Source organism: Streptomyces cyslabdanicus (assembly GCF_052663305.1).
This window is the reverse complement of sequence record NZ_JBQRUW010000080.1, coordinates 1-16,351: the sequence shown is the minus strand read 5'-3', so window position 1 is coordinate 16,351 and position 16,351 is coordinate 1. Positions and strand designations below refer to the sequence as shown.

The 16,351-nt window shown below is 68.6% G+C and carries 17 protein-coding genes and 7 pseudogenes; 11 read left to right on the top strand and 13 right to left on the bottom strand.

Translation table 11 applies throughout. The features are described from left to right. Positions 1–405: 405 nt before the first annotated feature. The 3 genes and pseudogenes from ACTYVM_RS36320 to ACTYVM_RS36310 form a co-directional block, all read left to right on the top strand. Entirely contained in the window at positions 406–768 is a 363-nt protein-coding gene (locus ACTYVM_RS36320) for a trypco2 family protein (RefSeq protein WP_445530012.1), read from the top strand. Then, positions 765–1,622, top strand: coding sequence for a S1 family peptidase (locus ACTYVM_RS36315; RefSeq protein WP_445530011.1), 858 nt, complete (start codon positions 765–767; stop codon positions 1,620–1,622). Before ACTYVM_RS36320 ends, ACTYVM_RS36315 begins: the two co-directional genes overlap by 4 nt. After that, a pseudogene (locus ACTYVM_RS36310) lies at positions 1,511–1,828 on the top strand (P-loop NTPase); the annotation flags it as partial. The gene ACTYVM_RS36315 and the pseudogene ACTYVM_RS36310, both read left to right, overlap by 112 nt. A 363-nt stretch (positions 1,829–2,191) precedes the next feature. On the opposite strand, the pseudogene ACTYVM_RS36305 reads toward ACTYVM_RS36310, so the two are convergent. Next, positions 2,192–2,359: pseudogene (locus tag ACTYVM_RS36305) on the bottom strand (IS701 family transposase); the annotation flags it as partial. Positions 2,360–2,513: 154 nt separating this feature from the next. Here ACTYVM_RS36305 and ACTYVM_RS36300 point away from each other — a divergent pair. Further along, positions 2,514–3,017, top strand: coding sequence for an NUDIX hydrolase (locus tag ACTYVM_RS36300; protein ID WP_445530010.1), 504 nt, complete (start codon positions 2,514–2,516; stop codon positions 3,015–3,017). Positions 3,018–3,063: 46 nt separating this feature from the next. Then, positions 3,064–3,308, top strand: a pseudogene (locus tag ACTYVM_RS36295) (IS5-like element IS4811 family transposase); the annotation flags it as partial. Between the two features lie 320 nt (positions 3,309–3,628). Here ACTYVM_RS36295 and ACTYVM_RS36290 read toward each other — a convergent pair. The 5 genes from ACTYVM_RS36290 to ACTYVM_RS36270 form a co-directional block, all read right to left on the bottom strand. Then, positions 3,629–4,432 (bottom strand): SMI1/KNR4 family protein, encoded by an 804-nt coding sequence (locus ACTYVM_RS36290; protein ID WP_445530009.1) that lies wholly within the window; start codon positions 4,430–4,432, stop codon positions 3,629–3,631. A gap of 139 nt (positions 4,433–4,571) precedes the next feature. Then, positions 4,572–5,405: a transposase family protein gene (locus ACTYVM_RS36285; protein WP_445530008.1), complete on the bottom strand. Its 834-nt coding sequence runs from the start codon at positions 5,403–5,405 to the stop codon at positions 4,572–4,574. A gap of 58 nt (positions 5,406–5,463) precedes the next feature. Beyond that, the gene (locus ACTYVM_RS36280; RefSeq protein WP_445530007.1) at positions 5,464–5,742 is read right to left on the bottom strand and encodes a hypothetical protein; all 279 of its coding nucleotides are present in this window, start codon (positions 5,740–5,742) and stop codon (positions 5,464–5,466) included. Next, complete coding sequence (locus ACTYVM_RS36275; protein ID WP_445530006.1) at positions 5,739–5,939, bottom strand: hypothetical protein; 201 nt, start codon at positions 5,937–5,939, stop codon at positions 5,739–5,741. The genes ACTYVM_RS36280 and ACTYVM_RS36275 overlap by 4 nt, the downstream gene beginning before the upstream one ends. Before the next feature lie 108 nt (positions 5,940–6,047). Beyond that, positions 6,048–6,440: an NUDIX hydrolase gene (locus ACTYVM_RS36270; RefSeq protein ID WP_445530013.1), complete on the bottom strand. Its 393-nt coding sequence runs from the start codon at positions 6,438–6,440 to the stop codon at positions 6,048–6,050. 275 nt (positions 6,441–6,715) lie between these two features. Here ACTYVM_RS36270 and ACTYVM_RS36265 point away from each other — a divergent pair, with 275 nt between their 5' ends. Further along, complete coding sequence (locus ACTYVM_RS36265) at positions 6,716–7,261, top strand: hypothetical protein (protein ID WP_445530005.1); 546 nt, start codon at positions 6,716–6,718, stop codon at positions 7,259–7,261. Positions 7,262–7,281: 20 nt separating this feature from the next. Here the strand turns inward: ACTYVM_RS36265 and ACTYVM_RS36260 are convergent. Then, positions 7,282–7,464 (bottom strand): annotated as a pseudogene (locus ACTYVM_RS36260) (IS630 family transposase); the annotation flags it as partial. 18 nt (positions 7,465–7,482) lie between these two features. On the opposite strand from ACTYVM_RS36260, the pseudogene ACTYVM_RS36255 reads away from it, so the two are divergent. Then, positions 7,483–8,139, top strand: a pseudogene (locus tag ACTYVM_RS36255) (transposase family protein); the annotation flags it as partial. Here the strand turns inward: ACTYVM_RS36255 and ACTYVM_RS36250 are convergent. Together ACTYVM_RS36250 and ACTYVM_RS36245 are read right to left on the bottom strand one after the other, a co-directional pair. Continuing rightward, positions 8,121–8,495, bottom strand: coding sequence for a hypothetical protein (locus tag ACTYVM_RS36250; protein WP_445530004.1), 375 nt, complete (start codon positions 8,493–8,495; stop codon positions 8,121–8,123). The pseudogene ACTYVM_RS36255 and the gene ACTYVM_RS36250 overlap by 19 nt on opposite strands. Positions 8,496–8,738: 243 nt before the next feature. Then, a complete protein-coding gene (locus ACTYVM_RS36245) occupies positions 8,739–8,912 on the bottom strand; it encodes a hypothetical protein (protein WP_445530003.1) in 174 nt (57 codons plus the stop codon). Positions 8,913–8,952: 40 nt separating this feature from the next. On the opposite strand from ACTYVM_RS36245, the gene ACTYVM_RS36240 reads away from it, so the two are divergent. Both ACTYVM_RS36240 and ACTYVM_RS36235 read left to right on the top strand, forming a co-directional pair. Then, complete coding sequence (locus ACTYVM_RS36240; protein WP_445530002.1) at positions 8,953–9,771, top strand: lysozyme; 819 nt, start codon at positions 8,953–8,955, stop codon at positions 9,769–9,771. Between the two features lie 196 nt (positions 9,772–9,967). Further along, positions 9,968–10,354, top strand: coding sequence for a hypothetical protein (locus tag ACTYVM_RS36235; RefSeq protein WP_445530001.1), 387 nt, complete (start codon positions 9,968–9,970; stop codon positions 10,352–10,354). Here the strand turns inward: ACTYVM_RS36235 and ACTYVM_RS36230 are convergent. Further along, positions 10,338–10,571 carry a hypothetical protein gene (locus ACTYVM_RS36230; RefSeq protein WP_445530000.1) on the bottom strand — a complete coding sequence of 78 codons (234 nt, stop codon included), beginning with the start codon at positions 10,569–10,571 and terminating at the stop codon, positions 10,338–10,340. The genes ACTYVM_RS36235 and ACTYVM_RS36230 overlap by 17 nt on opposite strands. A gap of 251 nt (positions 10,572–10,822) precedes the next feature. Between ACTYVM_RS36230 and ACTYVM_RS36225 the strand changes: the two genes are divergently transcribed. Further along, entirely contained in the window at positions 10,823–12,253 is a 1,431-nt protein-coding gene (locus ACTYVM_RS36225) for a hypothetical protein (RefSeq protein WP_445529999.1), read from the top strand. A 617-nt stretch (positions 12,254–12,870) separates the two neighbouring features. On the opposite strand, the gene ACTYVM_RS36220 is transcribed toward ACTYVM_RS36225, so the two are convergent. The 3 genes and pseudogenes from ACTYVM_RS36220 to ACTYVM_RS36210 form a co-directional block, all read right to left on the bottom strand. Continuing rightward, positions 12,871–13,077, bottom strand: coding sequence for a hypothetical protein (locus ACTYVM_RS36220; RefSeq protein ID WP_445529998.1), 207 nt, complete (start codon positions 13,075–13,077; stop codon positions 12,871–12,873). A gap of 157 nt (positions 13,078–13,234) precedes the next feature. Beyond that, positions 13,235–13,729 (bottom strand): annotated as a pseudogene (locus ACTYVM_RS36215) (DUF5979 domain-containing protein); the annotation flags it as partial. 111 nt (positions 13,730–13,840) lie between these two features. Beyond that, a pseudogene (locus ACTYVM_RS36210) lies at positions 13,841–14,155 on the bottom strand (transposase); the annotation flags it as partial. An 88-nt stretch (positions 14,156–14,243) separates the two neighbouring features. On the opposite strand from ACTYVM_RS36210, the gene ACTYVM_RS36205 reads away from it, so the two are divergent. After that, a complete protein-coding gene (locus tag ACTYVM_RS36205; protein WP_445529997.1) occupies positions 14,244–16,337 on the top strand; it encodes an ISAzo13 family transposase in 2,094 nt (697 codons plus the stop codon). The last annotated feature ends 14 nt before the right edge of the window (positions 16,338–16,351 follow it).

Sequence of the window (16,351 nt, the reverse complement as noted above, 5' to 3'; positions counted from 1 at the left end):
AACAGTGGATGGGAGGCCTTCTTTGGAGGAGGGGAGTGCCACCACCCCCTCCCCCCCCCCCCCCCCCCCCCCCCCCCCCGCCACCGACCGCAACCGGCAACCGTGTCGGCGACCTGCTGGGTCGTCATCGCTGACCGCCTTCGACACCATGGTCACCGACGCCGACCTGACCGAGGCGGCGGCGGAGGGCGTCCGGGCCGGCGGCTCGTCCCTCGTCCTGACGGGGTCCTGAAGGCTCTACCGTTGGGACGGCCGGAACAAGACTTCTCGGCCGTGTGGTCCGTGTGGCCGGGACGGGAGAAGATTGGGGTGACCTTCGCCCAGGTGTCGACTCCAACTGCAACTCCAGTGAGATTCTTCATCGTTGAGCGGCAGCGCGCGAATACCTGACGGGACGGGGCCCACATGGTGGACAAACGCTTGGACTTGGCCGATGCGGTGGCGAGCATAAGGGAACAGCTGACCGCGCTGCAGGCCGACCGCGCCGAAGAGGATGTACTTTTCGAAGTCGGGCCGGTCGAGCTGGAGTTCGCGGTTGAGGCCGCCTGGGATGCCGGCGTCGAGGGCAAGGCTCGGTTCTGGGTGCTGGAGAGCGGCGCTGACGTACGGCGGTCCGGCGGCTCAACCCACAAGGTACGGGCCGTCCTCACCCCCAAGGACAGCCGTTCTGGCCGGCCGCTCCAGGTGTCCGACCGGGGCCGCGGTCTCCCCGACCGGCCTGGCCCCGACTATCCCGGGCCGGACCACCCCCGACCTGACCGGCCATGATCGCTGATCGGGCCGCCGAGGTCTCGGCCGTCGGCCCGGGCGGCACGGGAACGAGCGGGTCGGGCTTCCTGGTGGGACCGCGCCTGGTGCTCACCGCGCGCCACGTGGTGGGGGACGCTGCGAGCAGCGGCGGATCCGAATCCGTGGTCCGGCCAATGAAAGACAACACAAAGTACCGCTGCCGGACGGTGTGGGCCAGCGCCTCCCGCGACCTGGCCCTGTTGGAGATCACGGACGGTGACTGGGCGCAGCCGCCGGTTCGGCTGGGGTGCCTGACCACCTCCACCCCGCACATCCCCTGCGAAGCGGTCGGCTTCCCGCGCGCCCAGTTGCACGACGACGGCTGGGTCGACAGCGAACACATCACGGGATCCCTCAACCCCGCAACCGCCGTCGTCAGCGACCGGCACCAGCTGGTGGTGACGAGCGGCAGCGCCCCGACGGTTGGCCGGGGATGTCGGGCGCGGGCGTCGTCAGCGGTGACCTGGTCGTCGGGGTCATCGTGGAGGACCGGGTCGCGTTCCGCGGGGCGCGGCTGGTGGTGGAGCCCATCGCCGCCGCCAGCGACGAGGACTTCGTCCGCGCCTGGCGGGACGCCACCGGCAGTGGTCCGCCCGAGCTGGAGTCCGTGGAGTTCGCCCCCGTCTTCGGTCACCCGAGCGGCGACCAGTCCCTGCCCTCGCCCGGCTCTCTGCTGCGTGCGGCCGCCTCGGTGGTGCGCTTCCGCGGGCGCGACCGTGAACTGGAGCAGCTGCGCACGTGGTGCTCCGGCGACGGCTTCTGTCTACAACTCGTCTCCGCACGCGGTGGCGAGGGCAAGACCCGGCTCGCCCGCCAATTCGCCGCGGAGCTGAGGCAGCGGGGCTGGACAGCCGGCATAGTCCGGCCGTCCGCGCCGCAGCAGGCGCTGCAGCGGGCGGCGGCCACCACCACACCGCTCCTCCTGATCGTCGACTATGCCGAGACACGAGTTCCCCAAGCCGCCCGGATCATCGAGCAGTTGGCCGACTATCGAGGGTCCTTCCCCGTCCGGCTGCTGCTGCTCGCGCGCTCGGACGGCGAGTGGTGGAAGCAGCTCACCGAGCAGTTCCCCGTACCAGTCGGCCAGCCCCTTCGCCTCGGCCCGGTGGTGGTCGCGCCGGAGGACCGGAACCGCGCCTACCAGGAGGCCGCGGAGGACCTCTCCCGCGTCCTCGCCCGGGTCCCCGGCGTGCCGCCCACCCGCACGCTCCCGCTGCCACCGTCCGGCGTTCTGCTGCCAGGCGCCGAGGACACTTCCGTACTCGCCCTGCACGCTGCCGCGTTAGTGACCCTCCTCAAGCACGGACCCGGCGCCGTGGGTGCCCCCAGCGGCGAGCACGTCTCGGATACCCTGCTCCGCCACGAACGCCGCTACTGGCGCAGGGCGGCCGAGGACCACCGGCTCGACCTGCGCGAGGAGATCCTGGACAGCATGTGGGCGGGTCTCCCCGGCCCATTCCGCGATCGTCCAGCAGTTCTTGCGCGGCAAGTCCGACAGCAAGCCCAATACCAGCCGACCGGCTCGCAGCCGGGGCTCGACCCGGGCGAACCGGCCCGCGATCCGGCCCATGGCCGCCTCGAACGCTGCCCGCGATCGACCGGGACCTATGCTGTGACCTGCGGCCACCGTCGCTTCGTCAGTCCACACAGCTCACGATGATCGACGGTGGTTGCACCCCTCTCCGCGGACACTGGCGAACCAGCCTTCACGTACGGTCTGCGGCATGACAGCAGAAGATGTGAAGTCGCCCAGACCCCGGGTGCAGTTGGTCATCGGCATCATCCGCCGAGACGACGGCATCCTGCTCGTGCGGGAGAGTCTCGGCACCGACGGCGAGATGCTCTGGTCACTGCCCGGCGGCGGGGTTGAGGACGGCGAGCTCCTGCACGAAACCCTTCGGCGCGAGCTGAAGGAGGAGACCGGACTGCTGATCGGCGACCCGGTGCGGACCGCGTTCCTCATGCACATCGACTCCGAGCAACATCCCTCGGCAATGGCCGTGGCCTTCGAGATCGACGAGTGGTCGGGGGACCTCACCCCACAGGACGACGACATCGAACAAGCCGCCTTCTTCCCCCTGCCTGACGCCCTGAAGTTGCTCGGCGAACTGGACAGCGCAGCGCAGCGGGAGCCCATTGTCGGCTATCTGACCGGGGCTATCGCCCCGGGGACCACCTGGCTGTACCGCAACCGTGGCAAGGAAGAGACGCTCGTCGCCCGCTGGTGACGACAGACAGTGGCCACCACGTGATCACGATCTACAGCTGGAGCATTACGCAGGAAGGCTTGTGACCTGGGTCAAACGGCATCTCAACCTCACGATCAGGCCGGTTAGCCGTCCCAAGGCCTCCGGCTTTGTCGTCCTGCCCCACCGCTGGGTCGTCGAGAGGTCACTGGCCTGGATGATGCACGCCTGCCGGCATGCTGGGACTACGAACGGCTTGTTCAGCACTCCGAGACTCTGATCACCTGGGCGACGATCACTCTCATGACCAGACGCCTGAGCCGCAACGGTCCCCGCACCGAAAGCTGGACGAAAAGGCCCAGCCTGCCCCCTGACCTGCGAGGGCTCAGAAGACAGAACTCATCCGGATGTTGTCATCGTCACGCGGCCCTCTCTGATCCAGCCGATGCACTGCTTCATTGAGCGTTGTTCAACCTGAATTCGCTGGTCATGGGGCTGGCGTGGGCGGGGGCTGAGATGCTCGTGCCGGTCGTGGACTTGATCGGCAGCAGGTGATCAACCGGCGCATTGCCGGTTCGCCGGAATCGCGATGCCGGGTCCGGAGTGCCTCGTAGGCTCCGAGGAGAGCCGGGGCCGTTGGCGGCGGGGTTCGGTCAGCCGCTTTCCCGGTAGTTCATGAACCAGTGGGTGTCGAAAAAGCGGGCCATCGTGAACGGGTGGTGCGGGTCGATGAGGATGCGGCAGACGAACTCCGCCGCCTGGCAGCCGAAAGGGACGTGCTCGCCGTCGAAGGACCGGACCACGACGGGCCAACGGTCGGGCTCGTCGCCGTCGGCCCTCCAGCAGTACAGGTCCTCGTGCTCAGTGCCCGCCCAGATGAGCAGACCGTCCTCCCTGAGATCCGCCCACGGCTCCTGGATCAGGTTCAGGAATCCGTCGAAGGCGCCCTCGCCGAACGTCTCGACCATGCGCTTGTAGTCGCTCGGCAGCGCGGTGCCCAGGCGCGACTCCACCTCCGCCCAGTCCACATCCGGCCGCTGAGCGGGCTGTGTCCAGCCGGTGATCCGTCTGAGCCGCTCCATCCAGTCGACGTCCTCGTCCTCATCCGGAGCGACCGCCAAGGGTTCGGGCACCTCCCTGTGGGCGACCACCAACACCGGCCGCTCGGCCCCCTCGGCGTCCCGCGCCGTACCCGTGCCGACCCACTGATCCCCGTACGCCCACGCCCGTATCGTCACGGCCCGGTCCTCGAAGGGGACGAGGAGAGCCGCGCCCCTGGACTCGTCGACCGTCGGATCGGTGAAGCCGTCGAGGACGAGGGTGAGCGGGGCGCCGTACCTGCCGTCGAGTAGGTCGGTCAGGTCCTGCGGGTCCAGGTCGCTGGGCAGGTACATGTAGCCGTCCCCCGGGCCGAGTTGGGCCAGCAGGTCGTTGACGGTCGCTTGCGTGAGCTCCATGGCGGGCAGTGAAGCGCACCGCACTGACAACGGGCATCGCCCAACCTAAAGCTGCAGGTCACGGGGCTGGCATGGGCCGAGGCTGGGGTGCTCGCGCCGGCCGCGACGCCTTAACTTCGCAGCATCGGGTGATCGTAAGTCAGCGTTGGACCTCGGCATTCGTCAGCACGAGGAGGGCCCGCAGCAGCGTGGTCGCGTATCGGGCGTTCATGCGGACCTTGGTCAGGATCCGCCAGTTCTTCAGGTCGGCGAAGCCGTGCTCGTTTGCCGCTCGCTCGCGGCTGACCAGCCGGTTCGCCTCCTTCTGGGCGTCGGTGAGCGGATGGCCGCGGGTTGCCTTGCGGCCGGTGACGATGACCGGGTCGTCGGGGTCGTCGTCCAGGCCGACGAAGCAGAGATCGGCCAGAGCCCCCAGACCGGCCTCCCGCAGGCGGGTAGTGATCCTGTTGTGGCGGGCGGCGGTGATCTCGCTGGAGCGCCCCGGCTTCGCCGCCGAGAGCCAGACCAGGTTGCCCGCCTCATCGGTGAGGGCCAGGAACAGCAGTCCGTGGGCCTTGCGCTTGCCGGAATAATTCGGCCGGTTCTCGTCCCCGGTGCGTCGGCGGGTGCGCACCAGGGTGCCGTCGAGCAGGACGACGACGCCGCCCTTCCGGGCGATTTTCTTCAGCGCGCGGTCCAGGCGCGGGGCACGGGCCGACAGCAGCCCGATCACTTCCAGCAGCCAGCGGCGCACGGTGGACGCGGAGACGCCGTTGCCGCCCGCCATGTCGGAAAGCTGCTGGTCGTGGCGGAGAACCGCGAGAACGATCAGGGCGATCCGGCCGGGCGGGAGCTTGCGCCAGCGGGAGCGGATCTTCTTCAAATGGCCGCGAATGAGGCCGGCGACCATGTCCAAGGTGGCACTCGACAGCGGCAGGCGGCACTGGTAGACAAACCCGTCCGGGCCCTCGACGGGGTGGGAGTTCTTCGACATGAGCACCCCAACTCCCACCAGAGGCCCGCCTGTTACGCCCGGATCCGGTCAGGTTCGCTCATGCCCGGTGCCCGGTCAGCGGTGCATACCGGCCCGCCGGAGTGCGGTGCAGCCAGCCCCGCTCCGCCAGCGGCTTCAGCTTCGCGCGCACTGCCTCCACCTGACCGGGCAGCGTCCCCCTGCCCAACGCGTCGCTCACCTGACCGGCCTTGACCGGCTCCGCAGCACCGGCCACCACCCGCATGATCGCCTGATAGTCCTCGGGCAGGACGCCCCGGTCCGTGCAGTCCTCACACAGCGGGACCAGCAGCATCCCGCCCGCTCCCGGCGTGGTCATCCGCTCCAGCCCCGCTCCATGGTCGGATCGTCCGCCTCACCCGCGCGTTCGGCCTCGATGAATTGGCCGATCACCACCTCCGCAGCCTCCAGGCGGGCCACCTCGGCATCGATCTCCGCCAGCTCCTTGCGCAGTCGCCCGGCCCGCTCGGCCAGCACCATCCGCCGCTGCATCACCCACGTCAGTATCTCGGCCACAGACCGTCCCGCACGCCCGCGAACTCCCCGATCCCGCGGACAGTAGGCACCACGGGCCATCGCGGTACACGTTTCCGGCAAACCGGCCCCACGGCAGACGATCACCTGCTACCGATCACACCCCCGACCAGCACGAGCAACCCGAACCCCACCCACACCAGCCCCGTGACCAGCAACTTCAAGATGAAACACGCTCATTCGGAGACGATCTTCAGAGAGGTACCCCCGCCAAGGCTCGTCGAGCCGCAACCAAGCTGCAGGCTGCCCGTCCTCTGCGGCCAGTGGAGGTCGATGGTCGACGACCGCCATGAAAGACACACCCATGACGGCCGACCAGTCAGGAAGATATGAGCGAACAGTGACGGCAGCCGGGACGCCAAGAAGTTCTCCTGTCAGCCCGGTTCCTTCGAATAGCTCCCGCCTGACCGCCTCTCGTGGAGTCTCTCCTGGATCCACCTTGCCGCCCGGCGCCACCCATCCGCGCCAGCGGTGATCCACCATCAAGACGTGCGTCAGGCTCGAATCGAACACCCATACCTCTGTCGCTAGCGGACCGTCCTGGGATGCGCTAGACGGAGCAGCCACTTCAAGGCATCGTCGTACTCAGCTAGAGATCTTGAAGGGTGCGGGTTACGTCGGGGAGCGCTTGAGCGAGTGGGCGCGTCAGCCGACGATGGGAGCGCTACGTTCAGACGGCGTGGGGCGGCGGTGGGTTTTGGCGTCGATGGGCGACTCTGGGGGCTGTTGTGTCAGTGGCGCCGGTTATGTTGCTGGGCATGACAAGTTGGATCGACTGCGGCGTCATGGCGTGGGTGGAAGAAGAGCGGTACCAGGAAGACGAAACGGTCCTGGTCTATTTCAAGGGGACCAGCCTGGCCGCCATGGCTGAAGGCCTGTCCGTGCAGCAGCGGCCGCCGTTCGCCTACGGCAACGACACGGTACCCGGCGACTGGGGCGTGATCGTGCACCACATATTCAACCGCGACGACTACGACGAGATCGCCTACCGCGAGCTGTGCCCCCAGGGCGCTGAGCTGATGGTGTTCGTTCCCAACCCGTGCGTTGCCAAGGCCCACGGGCCCAAGGCGTACCACTACAAGGACGGCCAGATATCGTCCTGCATCGACTTCGAGGATCCCGAGTACGTCGGAGAATACTGGCCCAACAAGTTGGCCTGCCTCATCACGGCGGCCGGACTGGACCATCAGAGCGAGACCTACGAGGAGCAGCTGACCCAGCTGATCTGTGACCACCTGGGGCTGCCCGCGCTGGATCGCGACACCATCACGGTGGACCGCGACCTGGTGGCCTCCTATTTCTAGGAGATCTTTGACGGCCGGGGCTACGGCGGTTGGAAGTCGAGCCCGGTCTTGGCGATGAGGCCCTCGATGAGGCGGGGGCGGTACTGCATCCGTTTGACCCGGGTCTTCACCAACGCGGTGAGCTGGTCGAGGCTGTGTTTGGTGAGGTTGGCCAGAGACCTCTTCAGGTGCGACCACACGCCCTCGACGGGGTCGAGGCTCGGGAGATCGGTTCTCGCTGACGACGGCTGACCGCCGGACGGCAGGCCCTGCTGGTTCTGGCCCACCTGCGGTGTGGTGACACCTATGCTCAGCTTGCTGCCGGGTTCGGCATCGGAATCGCCACCGTGTTCCGCTACATACGGGAGGCCATCGAGGTCCTGGTTGCGCTCGCGCCCAGCCTCGCCGACGCCGTGCAGACCGTGAGCCGCCTGGCCTTCGTGATTCTGGACGGCACGCTGCTGCCGATCGACCGGATCGCCGCCGATACCCCGTACTACTCCGGGAAACACAAGCGCCACGGTATGAACATCCAGGTCCTCACCGACCCGTTCGGGCGGCTGCTGAGGGCCTCGCCCACCCTTCCCGGCTCCACCCACGACCTGACCGCCGCCCGTACACACGGCATCATCGACGCCCTGGCCGAGGCCGGGATCCGATGCTGGGCGGAGAAGGCGTACCAGGGCGCCAGCCGCCCCGTTCGCGTCCCGTTCCGCGGCTGACGGCTCAGGCGGTGGCAGCGCCGGCACAACACCACCCACGCCAAGATCCGCTGCGTCGGCGAGCAGGCCATGGCCACTCTCAAGGGCTGGCGCCTGCTGCGGAAACTCCGCTGCAGCACCAACCGCATCACCGACATCGTGAAGACCGTTCTTGTTCTTCACCATGCATCAGCGTGAGGTTGGAAAACGCTCACTGTGACGACGACAAGGTGACCCGGGTGGTCACCCTGCCCGAGGAGGTCCGCGAGGACCGTGACGACATGGGTCACTTCCTCATCTGCGACGAGGAGCTCGTCCGCCGGAGTGGCGACGAGCAGCCCCAGGTGTACGCGCTCTGTGTCGGCGAACCGCGATGGGCGGATCATCGGTTCCGGGTCGGCGGCCTCGCGAACTGGCCAGAGCGCTGGGAAGAAGGCGTCGGCGGAGAACAGTTCGACGACCGGTACGAAGAGATCAATGCGTACGAGCCGCGCGAGTGGTTGACCCGTCAGGGCCCAGTACTCCCGGCAGGTCCTCGGAGCCGGTGGCCACACGGACAGCTATGTGCCCAACCCCTCCGCCTGACGTGCCCTCAGTACGGTCCGCCCAGAGGCCCGGTAGGGGCCCGGCGTCACAGTTATGCCCGTTACTGTGACAGTGCAGGTCAGGGCTTTGGAAGCGATTCTGTGCGGCTTGTGGGGTACATCCGGGTGTCGACCGGCGGACAGCTGGACGGGTTCGGTCACTGGCGGCCACGGGTTGCACGGCATGCCGTGCGCAGTCCACGCCAGCGGCTCTCACTCCGGGACCTCCATCGTGAGGGTGACCTTCGGGGCCTCGAAGTCGAGCCGGGCCCTGATCGCATCAAAGGCGGTGAGCTGGCTGACCTCCAACGCCTTGCGCGTGAGCCCCTCCCGGCGGGTCGGCCTTGATCCGCTCTCCCTCCGTGCGACCGTGGGGCATGCGCGCATTTCCTCCCACCGAGCACAGCCCAATCATCGGAGGTACGTCATGCTCGTGCACAGATCCGGAACGGCCCGCGTAGGCCGGCTGACCGTCACGGGAGCCCTGCTCGCAGCGTTCTCGCTCCTCTGCACCGCACCCTCCTCGGCCGACACCACCCCCGCCCGTGGCTCCGCCTACATGGGCATGGGCGTCCTGGCGCACGACGGCCGCAGCGGCAGGGCCGTCACCAGGAAGGCCACCCAGACCGAAGGCGTTGACGTCAGCTCCTACCAGGGCAACGTCGCCTGGTCCACGCTGTGGAACAGCGGCGTGAAGTGGGCGGATACGAAGGCCACAGAGGGGACGTACTACACGAACCCGTACTTCAGGCAGCAGTACAACGGCTCGTACAACGTCGGCATGATCCGCGGCGCGTACCACTTCGCCACCCCGGACACCAGCAGCGGCGCCAAGCAGGCCAACTACTTCGTCGACCACGGCGGCGGCTGGTCCCGCGACGGCAAGACCCTGCCGGGCGTCCTCGACATCGAGTGGAACCCCTACGGCGCCACCTGCTACGGCAAGTCGGCGAGCTCGATGGTCAGCTGGATCTCCGACTTCCTCAAGACCTACAAGGCCCGCACCGGCCGGGACGCCGTGATCTACACGGCCACCAGCTGGTGGACGCAGTGCACCGGCAACTACGGCGGCTTCGCCACCAAGAATCCCCTGTGGATCGCCCGGTACGCCTCGACCGTCGGCACGCTGCCGGCTGGCTGGGGCTACTACACGCTGTGGCAGTACACCTCGTCCGGCCCGACTGTCGGCGACCACAACAGGTTCAACGGGGCGCCGAACCGGGTGAAGGCGCTCGCCAACGGCTGATACGGGCCCGGAGCACGCAGGGTGAAAGCCCCCGGTCGCCCTCACGGGCCCAGGGGCCTTCCCTCATCCCGGCCGGGAGCACCCCGTGAGCGTGACGACGTCCTCAGCTTCATCCGCTTGGAGCTGACGCCGTATCCCACCTACGGCCCGGGCGCCCGTTCGCGAGAGGCAGGGCCGCACGGACGAGGCGGTCGAGGTGCTGCATGCAGCGCACGTACGGCTCCACGCCGGCCAACAGCCTGACCCGCTGGCCGAACTGCTGGTGCGGCATGGCCGGATCAACGAGCTGCGCGCTTACGCGGCCGACGAGGACTGGCCGGAAGCCGTCCGCCACCTGGCGGAGCTGCTGGAGACCCGCGGCGACGTGGCGGGTGCGGGTGAGGTGTACCAGCGGCGCAAACGAGGGGGTGTCATGTCTGACGACCTGCGGCGGGGGCGCCGCTCGGCGACATGGCGGGCGACGGCGTCGACGCCGGGGCGGGCGTGCCGCTCCAGGGAGCGGGCGGAGGCGTGGCGGGAACCGGCCAGCAGCATCGGCGTGGACGTTCCGTTCCCCGTATCGTGTGTCAACGACTGTGCCTGAGCCGGTGCAGTGTCCAGCCGTCCAGGTCCTCGATGTCCTTGGGTGAGGCGAGCGGGAGCAGCAGCCGGGTGTTCTCCTCGAAGATCTCCTCAGCTCGGCGGTAAGAGAGCCGGGCCGGGCCGGTCTCCGGGCACACGTCGAGCGTCGGTGTCCCAGCCGCGGCCTTGCGGTCCGAATCTCCGCCCCGCTCCTCGTACGCGATCAGGCCCCGCCGCATCGCCTCACTGAGTTCAGCTTGAGGGCCGCTCGGCCGAGCAACGGGGGAGTCCTCATCCACGCTGGCCACCAGCGTGGTGCCTTTCCTGTGCCCTCTGTCGCATCCGAGGGTTGGAATGCTTCGTAGAAATCCTTGCGGATCTCCCAGCAAGTCCGCGTGCGCCGGAACCAAAAACCCTGCGGTCTTGGGCCTGCACCGAACTACGATCCCGGGTGGATGGCTGGCATATCGCGACGGCGAGGGCGTGGGGGATGCGTGGGGACTTCGGGGACGGCGAGGCTGCGGCGCTGCGGTTGGCGGGTGGTACGCCGCTGCAGACTGCTCTCACCGTCGCCGATCCTCTTGCCTGGCTGGCGTTGGACACCGGTGTGCGGATGGTCGACTGGTACCGGCCGGGCCACTTGCCGCAGTGGGAGCACGCCGCCCCGCTGCCCGCCGGCGCCGCATCGTTCGACGAGCCGCGACTCGCCCTGGCCCTGTGCCACCGCGACGGCCGGATCCGTGAACGGGCCGTGCGCCAGGCGGCGGCGTATCCCGCTCTGCTGCCGCTCCTCGTGATCCGCGCTTCAGACTGGGCAAAACCGGTGCGCGAGCGGGCGCGGGCGCTCCTGCGTGACCTCTTGGTCGTGGACACTGCCGTGGCCCTGACCCCGTTGATCCTGCTCGTCGGCCGTCGTGACCGCGGCGACGCCGCCGTCGGACTGCTCGGCGAGATCCTGCGCGGGGCACCCCACGAGTGTCTCGGTGCCCTCTTCGGCCATGCCGACCGCGGCGTAAGGCGGTTCGTGTACCGCCTGGCGGTCGAGGAACGCCTTTTGACTTCCGCGGAACTGGCCCGCACGGCCTCACGTGACGAGGACGCTGTCGTGCAGACCCTGTGCGGGGAGGCCGCCGTTGCCACCGTGGGCGACTCCTCCACAGGCGCGCCGGACGACGACGTGCTCACCCCACTGCTCGGGGCCCGCTTCCCGCGCGTGCGTGCGATCGGCGTCACGGCGCTGCGGCGGGCGGGGCGGCCGGCCCGGGCTGAGGAGTTCCTGGCCGACCGCGCAGCCCTGGTGCGGGCCTGCGCGCGGTATGTCCTACGGCAGCACGGCATCGATCCGCTGCCCTGGTACCGGCGTCGCTGCAGCGAGCCGGGCGACGCCGCGCTGCCGCCCGGCGCAGCGATCGGGCTGGCGGAATGCGGCCGGCGCACCGACGCCGCACTGCTGTGGCCCCTGCTCACCCATCCCACCCCCGGGGTGCGGGCGCGGGTCGTGGCCGGGCTGCGCACGCTGGACGTAACGGACACGCGACGATTGCTGCCACTGCTGGACGATGCAGCGCCCGGCGTCGTCCGGGAGGTGACCGCGGCCCTGCTGCCCTCGGCACGGTCTTTGGACTCCGACTGGCTCACCGCGCGGCTGGCATCCGACCAGCCACGGCATGTGCGGGTCGCCGCGTTCCGGCTTCTCCACGCCGCTGGCGGGCTCGTACCGCTGAGGGCATCGGTGACGCTGCTGGAGGATCCAGACCACCGACTGCGGTCCTGGGCCGAGCAGTCGGTGCAGGGCTGGCATCCCTCCGCCGACCTGACCCGGGGAGCAGCGGAGGTGGGCGAACTGCTTCAAAGAGGCCACCATCTCTTCAGCGACTACGCATACCGTCGGCTCCTGCGGGAGGCAGGTCTCGACCGCTGACGCCCGGCCGTCCCGCAGGGACGTCAGCCTCTTCACCGACAGCAGCTACTGGGCGTCTGCGGTCGTTCGACGGAGCATGGGGAGCCTGGTCGAGCGGTCGGTGTCAAACGAGCTGGGACAGCTGTTCTGCCGCACGGTGCCGAAGACCGCACTGCAACTGCCGCAGGGCGGGCACTGGCGGCGGGCCGGTGACCAGGCCGGGGAGGGCAAGGCGCGCCGGATTGGGCAGGGGCTGCTTGGCCGAACTGCGGGTTGGAGGAGCTCCTCAGCTCCGATTTCTCGAAGCCGTGCTCTGGCTGCATCCGCGTTCACCCGGCCGATGCACGGGGCGGGCTTGGTCGGGTGCTGGGTTTCAGCGTGGTGATGCCTTGCGCTGTGACAGGACCGCTCGACGGGGTGCAGCTCCGGGCGGGTGTGCAGCGCGTTGATCTCGTCGGCCATCCGGTTGTACGGCGGGCGCAGCCCCAGTCGGCGTTCCGCCCAGGGCCAGCCGATGCCGGGCAGCTCCCAGGTGTCCCGGTCGCGCACTCGGGTCTCGATCGCGCCCTCAGGGGTGTAGGCGGCCCCCCCCGCAGCCGTTCCCACGGCACATGCCGCACCTTCCAGGCTCCGGTCAGTCACAGCCCCGCGCTGTCCGCGGTGACCCGCCAGTTGAGCGGGGTGGCCGCCAGGTTGAGCAGCATCAACAGTCCGAAGAAGCCGATGACGTGCCAGCCGAACCCGTCCGCCAGCAATGTGTCGGTGACGAACTTGGTCCCCACCACTGCGCACGCTGTGAAGGCCAGCCCGCCGGCCCTGGCCGCCTTGCCAGGTTCCCAGCGCATCGGCCGACCGGTGGGTGCCAGGGCCGCGGCCACCTCCGCCAGGAGTTGGCTTTTGGGCGGGTGGCGGCCCGGTTCGCTCGGTGATAGAGCTGAGCCGCCGACCTGTTGGCCGGTGGCCCAGCTGCCTTGGGTGATTTTTGCACACTCCGCTGAGGGGCTAGGGGCGTCTGCGGGTCTGCCTGGCCGCGGTGACTGTGAGGCCGCCGGCCAGTACCAGGGAGAGGCTGCTCGCGGTCATAGGCTTGGTTGGCACGGAGGTGCCGGTGTCGGGAAGGTGACCGTCCCGCTTGTGGTGTTTGCCGCCGCCGCCCTTGCCCCCGCCGGGCTTGTGGTGTTTGCCGCCCTTGCCCGGGCGTGTGACGTACTTGTCGGTGATGGAGATGTGGCTGGTGACGCCGGCTCGGACCGTGATGGCAGTGGGTTTGATGTTTGCCTTGGCGAGTCTGACCTTCTTGTTCTCGCCGGTCCTGGCCTCGGTGAGGGTGCAGTGTGTGCCGGCCGGGATGCCGCTGATGACCGGCTGACGGTATGTGCCGGCTCTGGTGCCCGCGTCGATGACGAACTGCCGGTCGAACGCGCCGCCCGGCACGTCACAGTCGAGCCGGATGACCACCTTTCCTTGTTTCCCGGCGCCAGGCCCCTTGATGGTCTTGTCGATCTCCACGTCACCCACGGACCGCTCGAAGGTGTCTGTAATGGTCGCCTGCTGAGTCCCGCCTGCCACGATGGTGACCGTTGCCGGCTCGATGACGGGATTGCCCACCGCGGCCGGACTGCCGGCGCCGCGGGTGACCTTGGTGCGGAGCTTGACCGTGGAGAACGTCGACTCGATCGGGTTCGTGGTCCGCAGGTGAACCCGGTGCTCGGCCGGGAAGTCGTAGAACGCCAGCAGCTCGTCGGCGTCGTCGGTGATCTTCGCGACGGCCTTGGGCCACTTGACGCCGTAAGTGCGGGCGAACGCCTCGATCGCCTGCTCGGCGTGCGCGCGGTCCTCGGCGTTGTAGATCTCCTGCATCGCCTTGACCGCGCCCGGCTGCGCGGACTTCGGCAGGAAGCTCGTGACATTCCGGGCTTTGTGAAGCTGTAAAGAATCAAGGTGTTGCTTCTCGTCTGTGGGCTCGTTGCCTTGGTATGGCGGTTCCAGAGGATGTCTGCTCCCAACTCCGTTGCAGATTCGCCGTGTTGTTGCCGCATCTGAACGAGAGTTGTTGCCGCATCTGAACGAGAGACAGCGGCGACTGGCCCTGGCGACGGAGGCCCGGCTGCTCGGGCACGGCGGCATACGCACGGTGGCGCGGATCGCCGAGGTCAGCGAGACCACCGTGCGCCGGGGAGTGTCGGAACTCGATGCGGGTGCCGGGTTGCCCAGCGGTCGTATCCGTGCGCCGGGTGGTGGCCGCAAGCGGGCCGAAGAGATCGATCCTGCACTGTTGAAGGCGTTGCTGGGGCTGGTCGAGCCGGACGAGCGGGGTGATCCGGAATCTCCGTTGCGGTGGACGACGAAGTCCCTGCGCAATCTGGCCGAAGAGCTGAGCAGGCAGGGGCACCCGGTGTCCGCGCCGACGGTGGGCCGGCTGCTGCGGCAGGAGGGCTTCAGTCTGCAGGCGAACGTCAAGACCCTCGAAGGCGCCCAGCACCCGGACCGGGATGCTCAGTTCCGCTACATCAACGAGCAGGTCAAGCAGCACCAGGCCGACGGCGAGCCGATGATCAGCGTGGACACGAAGAAGCGGGAGCAGATCGGGCGGCTGCCGATGGCTGGGCGGGAGTGGCGCCCGAAGGGCGAGCCGGTTCAGGTCGAGGACCACCACTTCTTCTTCAGCGGCCCGGATGTGCAGCAGGCGATCCCGTACGGGATCTACGACATCACCCGCAACACAGGCTGGGTCAACGTCGGCGTCGACCACGACACCTCCGTCTTCGCCGTGGAGTCGATCCGCCGCTGGTGGCAATCACGAGGCAGCCTCGACTACCCCCACGCCACCCGGCTGCTGATCACCTCGGACGCAGGAGGCTCCAACGGCTACCGCTACCGGGTCTGGAAGAGTGAACTGGCCGCCCTGGCCGCAGAGACGGGCCTGAGCATCACGGTGTGTCACTTTCCTCCGGGTACCTCGAAGTGGAACAAGATTGAGCACCGGCTGTTCTCGCACATCACCCACAACTGGCGTGGGCGCCCGCTGACCAGCCACGAAGTGGTCGTCAAGACGATCGCAGCGACCCGCACCCGCGGCGGTCTGCGCGTCGAAGCCGTCCTCGATACCGATGACTACCCCACCGGCATCGCCATTAGCAAAGAGCGTTTCCAGGCCCTACCGCTGGAACGGCATGCCGTCCATAGCACCTGGAACTACACCCTCCACCCTCAAGACGCCTCCGACGCTGCCGCCCCGGCTCCCGTCGGCGAGGCGGGCGGCCCCGCCCGGCGCCGCCAGGCCATGTTGCACCGCCTGGCCGATGAGCGGCTGACCGGCCTGAGCAGCGCACGGCTTGAGGAACTCGCCACCGCCCTGGCTCCGGCGCAGGCCGCCCGCGCCCACCAGCGATACAGCGAACAACGCGGCGGCCGGGCCCGCCGCGCGACTGGCAAGCTGCGAGGCAGCAAGCCCCTGTTCGATGATGCCGCCCGCCTGCTGCTGACACTCCTCTACCAGCGCCAGGTGTGCTCCTTGAACGTGCTCGCCGACCTGCTGGAGGTCACCGCCACCTGCATCGCCGACCACGTCAAGGAGACCCGCGAAGTCCTCGAAGACCACGATCACGATCCCGGCGTGGCCGCCGTCCGCTTCCCCACCACCGATGCCCTGCTCACCTTCCTGGACAGCGATCAACGACCGGCCCGATACGGGATCATCGAGCGGCTGTCGCATCCCGTGCTGACTGGTCTCACCCGAGACGAACTGCACCAGCTCACCCAGCGGCTCGCTCCACGGCAGACCGCCCTGGCCGAGCGCCTCGGCCATCAACGACGCGGCGGCCCGCGCCAGCCCGGTACCCGCAGCGGCGTCTTCCCCCAGAAGATCAGCAACAGTGAACGCGTCCTGCTGACCATCCTCTACATGCGGAAGCTGTGCACACTCGACGTCCTCACCGAGGCACTCGGCGACGTCTGCCGATCCTCGACCGGCAATGCCGTCCGCGAAACTCGCCCCCTCCTCCAGCAGGAAGGACACACCCCTGTCCCCGCACCTACCCGCTACCGCACCGCGGACGAACTCTTCGCCGCAGTCCCACCGGATAGCGACACGCCAACAGGTTGATTCTTTACAGCTTC

Bases quoted from the DNA above. Each gene is read 5' to 3' on its own strand.
- ACTYVM_RS36320 (WP_445530012.1), top strand. From the start codon at position 406: ATGGTGGACAAACGCTTGGACTTGGCCGATGCGGTGGCGAGCATAAGG.
- ACTYVM_RS36315 (WP_445530011.1), top strand. From the start codon at position 765: ATGATCGCTGATCGGGCCGCCGAGGTCTCGGCCGTCGGCCCGGGCGGC.
- ACTYVM_RS36300 (WP_445530010.1), top strand. From the start codon at position 2,514: ATGACAGCAGAAGATGTGAAGTCGCCCAGACCCCGGGTGCAGTTGGTC.
- ACTYVM_RS36290 (WP_445530009.1), bottom strand. From the start codon at position 4,432: ATGGAGCTCACGCAAGCGACCGTCAACGACCTGCTGGCCCAACTCGGC.
- ACTYVM_RS36285 (WP_445530008.1), bottom strand. From the start codon at position 5,405: ATGTCGAAGAACTCCCACCCCGTCGAGGGCCCGGACGGGTTTGTCTAC.
- ACTYVM_RS36280 (WP_445530007.1), bottom strand. From the start codon at position 5,742: ATGACCACGCCGGGAGCGGGCGGGATGCTGCTGGTCCCGCTGTGTGAG.
- ACTYVM_RS36270 (WP_445530013.1), bottom strand. From the start codon at position 6,440: ATGGTGGATCACCGCTGGCGCGGATGGGTGGCGCCGGGCGGCAAGGTG.
- ACTYVM_RS36265 (WP_445530005.1), top strand. From the start codon at position 6,716: ATGACAAGTTGGATCGACTGCGGCGTCATGGCGTGGGTGGAAGAAGAG.
- ACTYVM_RS36245 (WP_445530003.1), bottom strand. From the start codon at position 8,912: ATGCGCGCATGCCCCACGGTCGCACGGAGGGAGAGCGGATCAAGGCCG.
- ACTYVM_RS36240 (WP_445530002.1), top strand. From the start codon at position 8,953: ATGCTCGTGCACAGATCCGGAACGGCCCGCGTAGGCCGGCTGACCGTC.
- ACTYVM_RS36230 (WP_445530000.1), bottom strand. From the start codon at position 10,571: ATGCGGCGGGGCCTGATCGCGTACGAGGAGCGGGGCGGAGATTCGGAC.
- ACTYVM_RS36225 (WP_445529999.1), top strand. From the start codon at position 10,823: ATGCGTGGGGACTTCGGGGACGGCGAGGCTGCGGCGCTGCGGTTGGCG.
- ACTYVM_RS36220 (WP_445529998.1), bottom strand. From the start codon at position 13,077: ATGCGCTGGGAACCTGGCAAGGCGGCCAGGGCCGGCGGGCTGGCCTTC.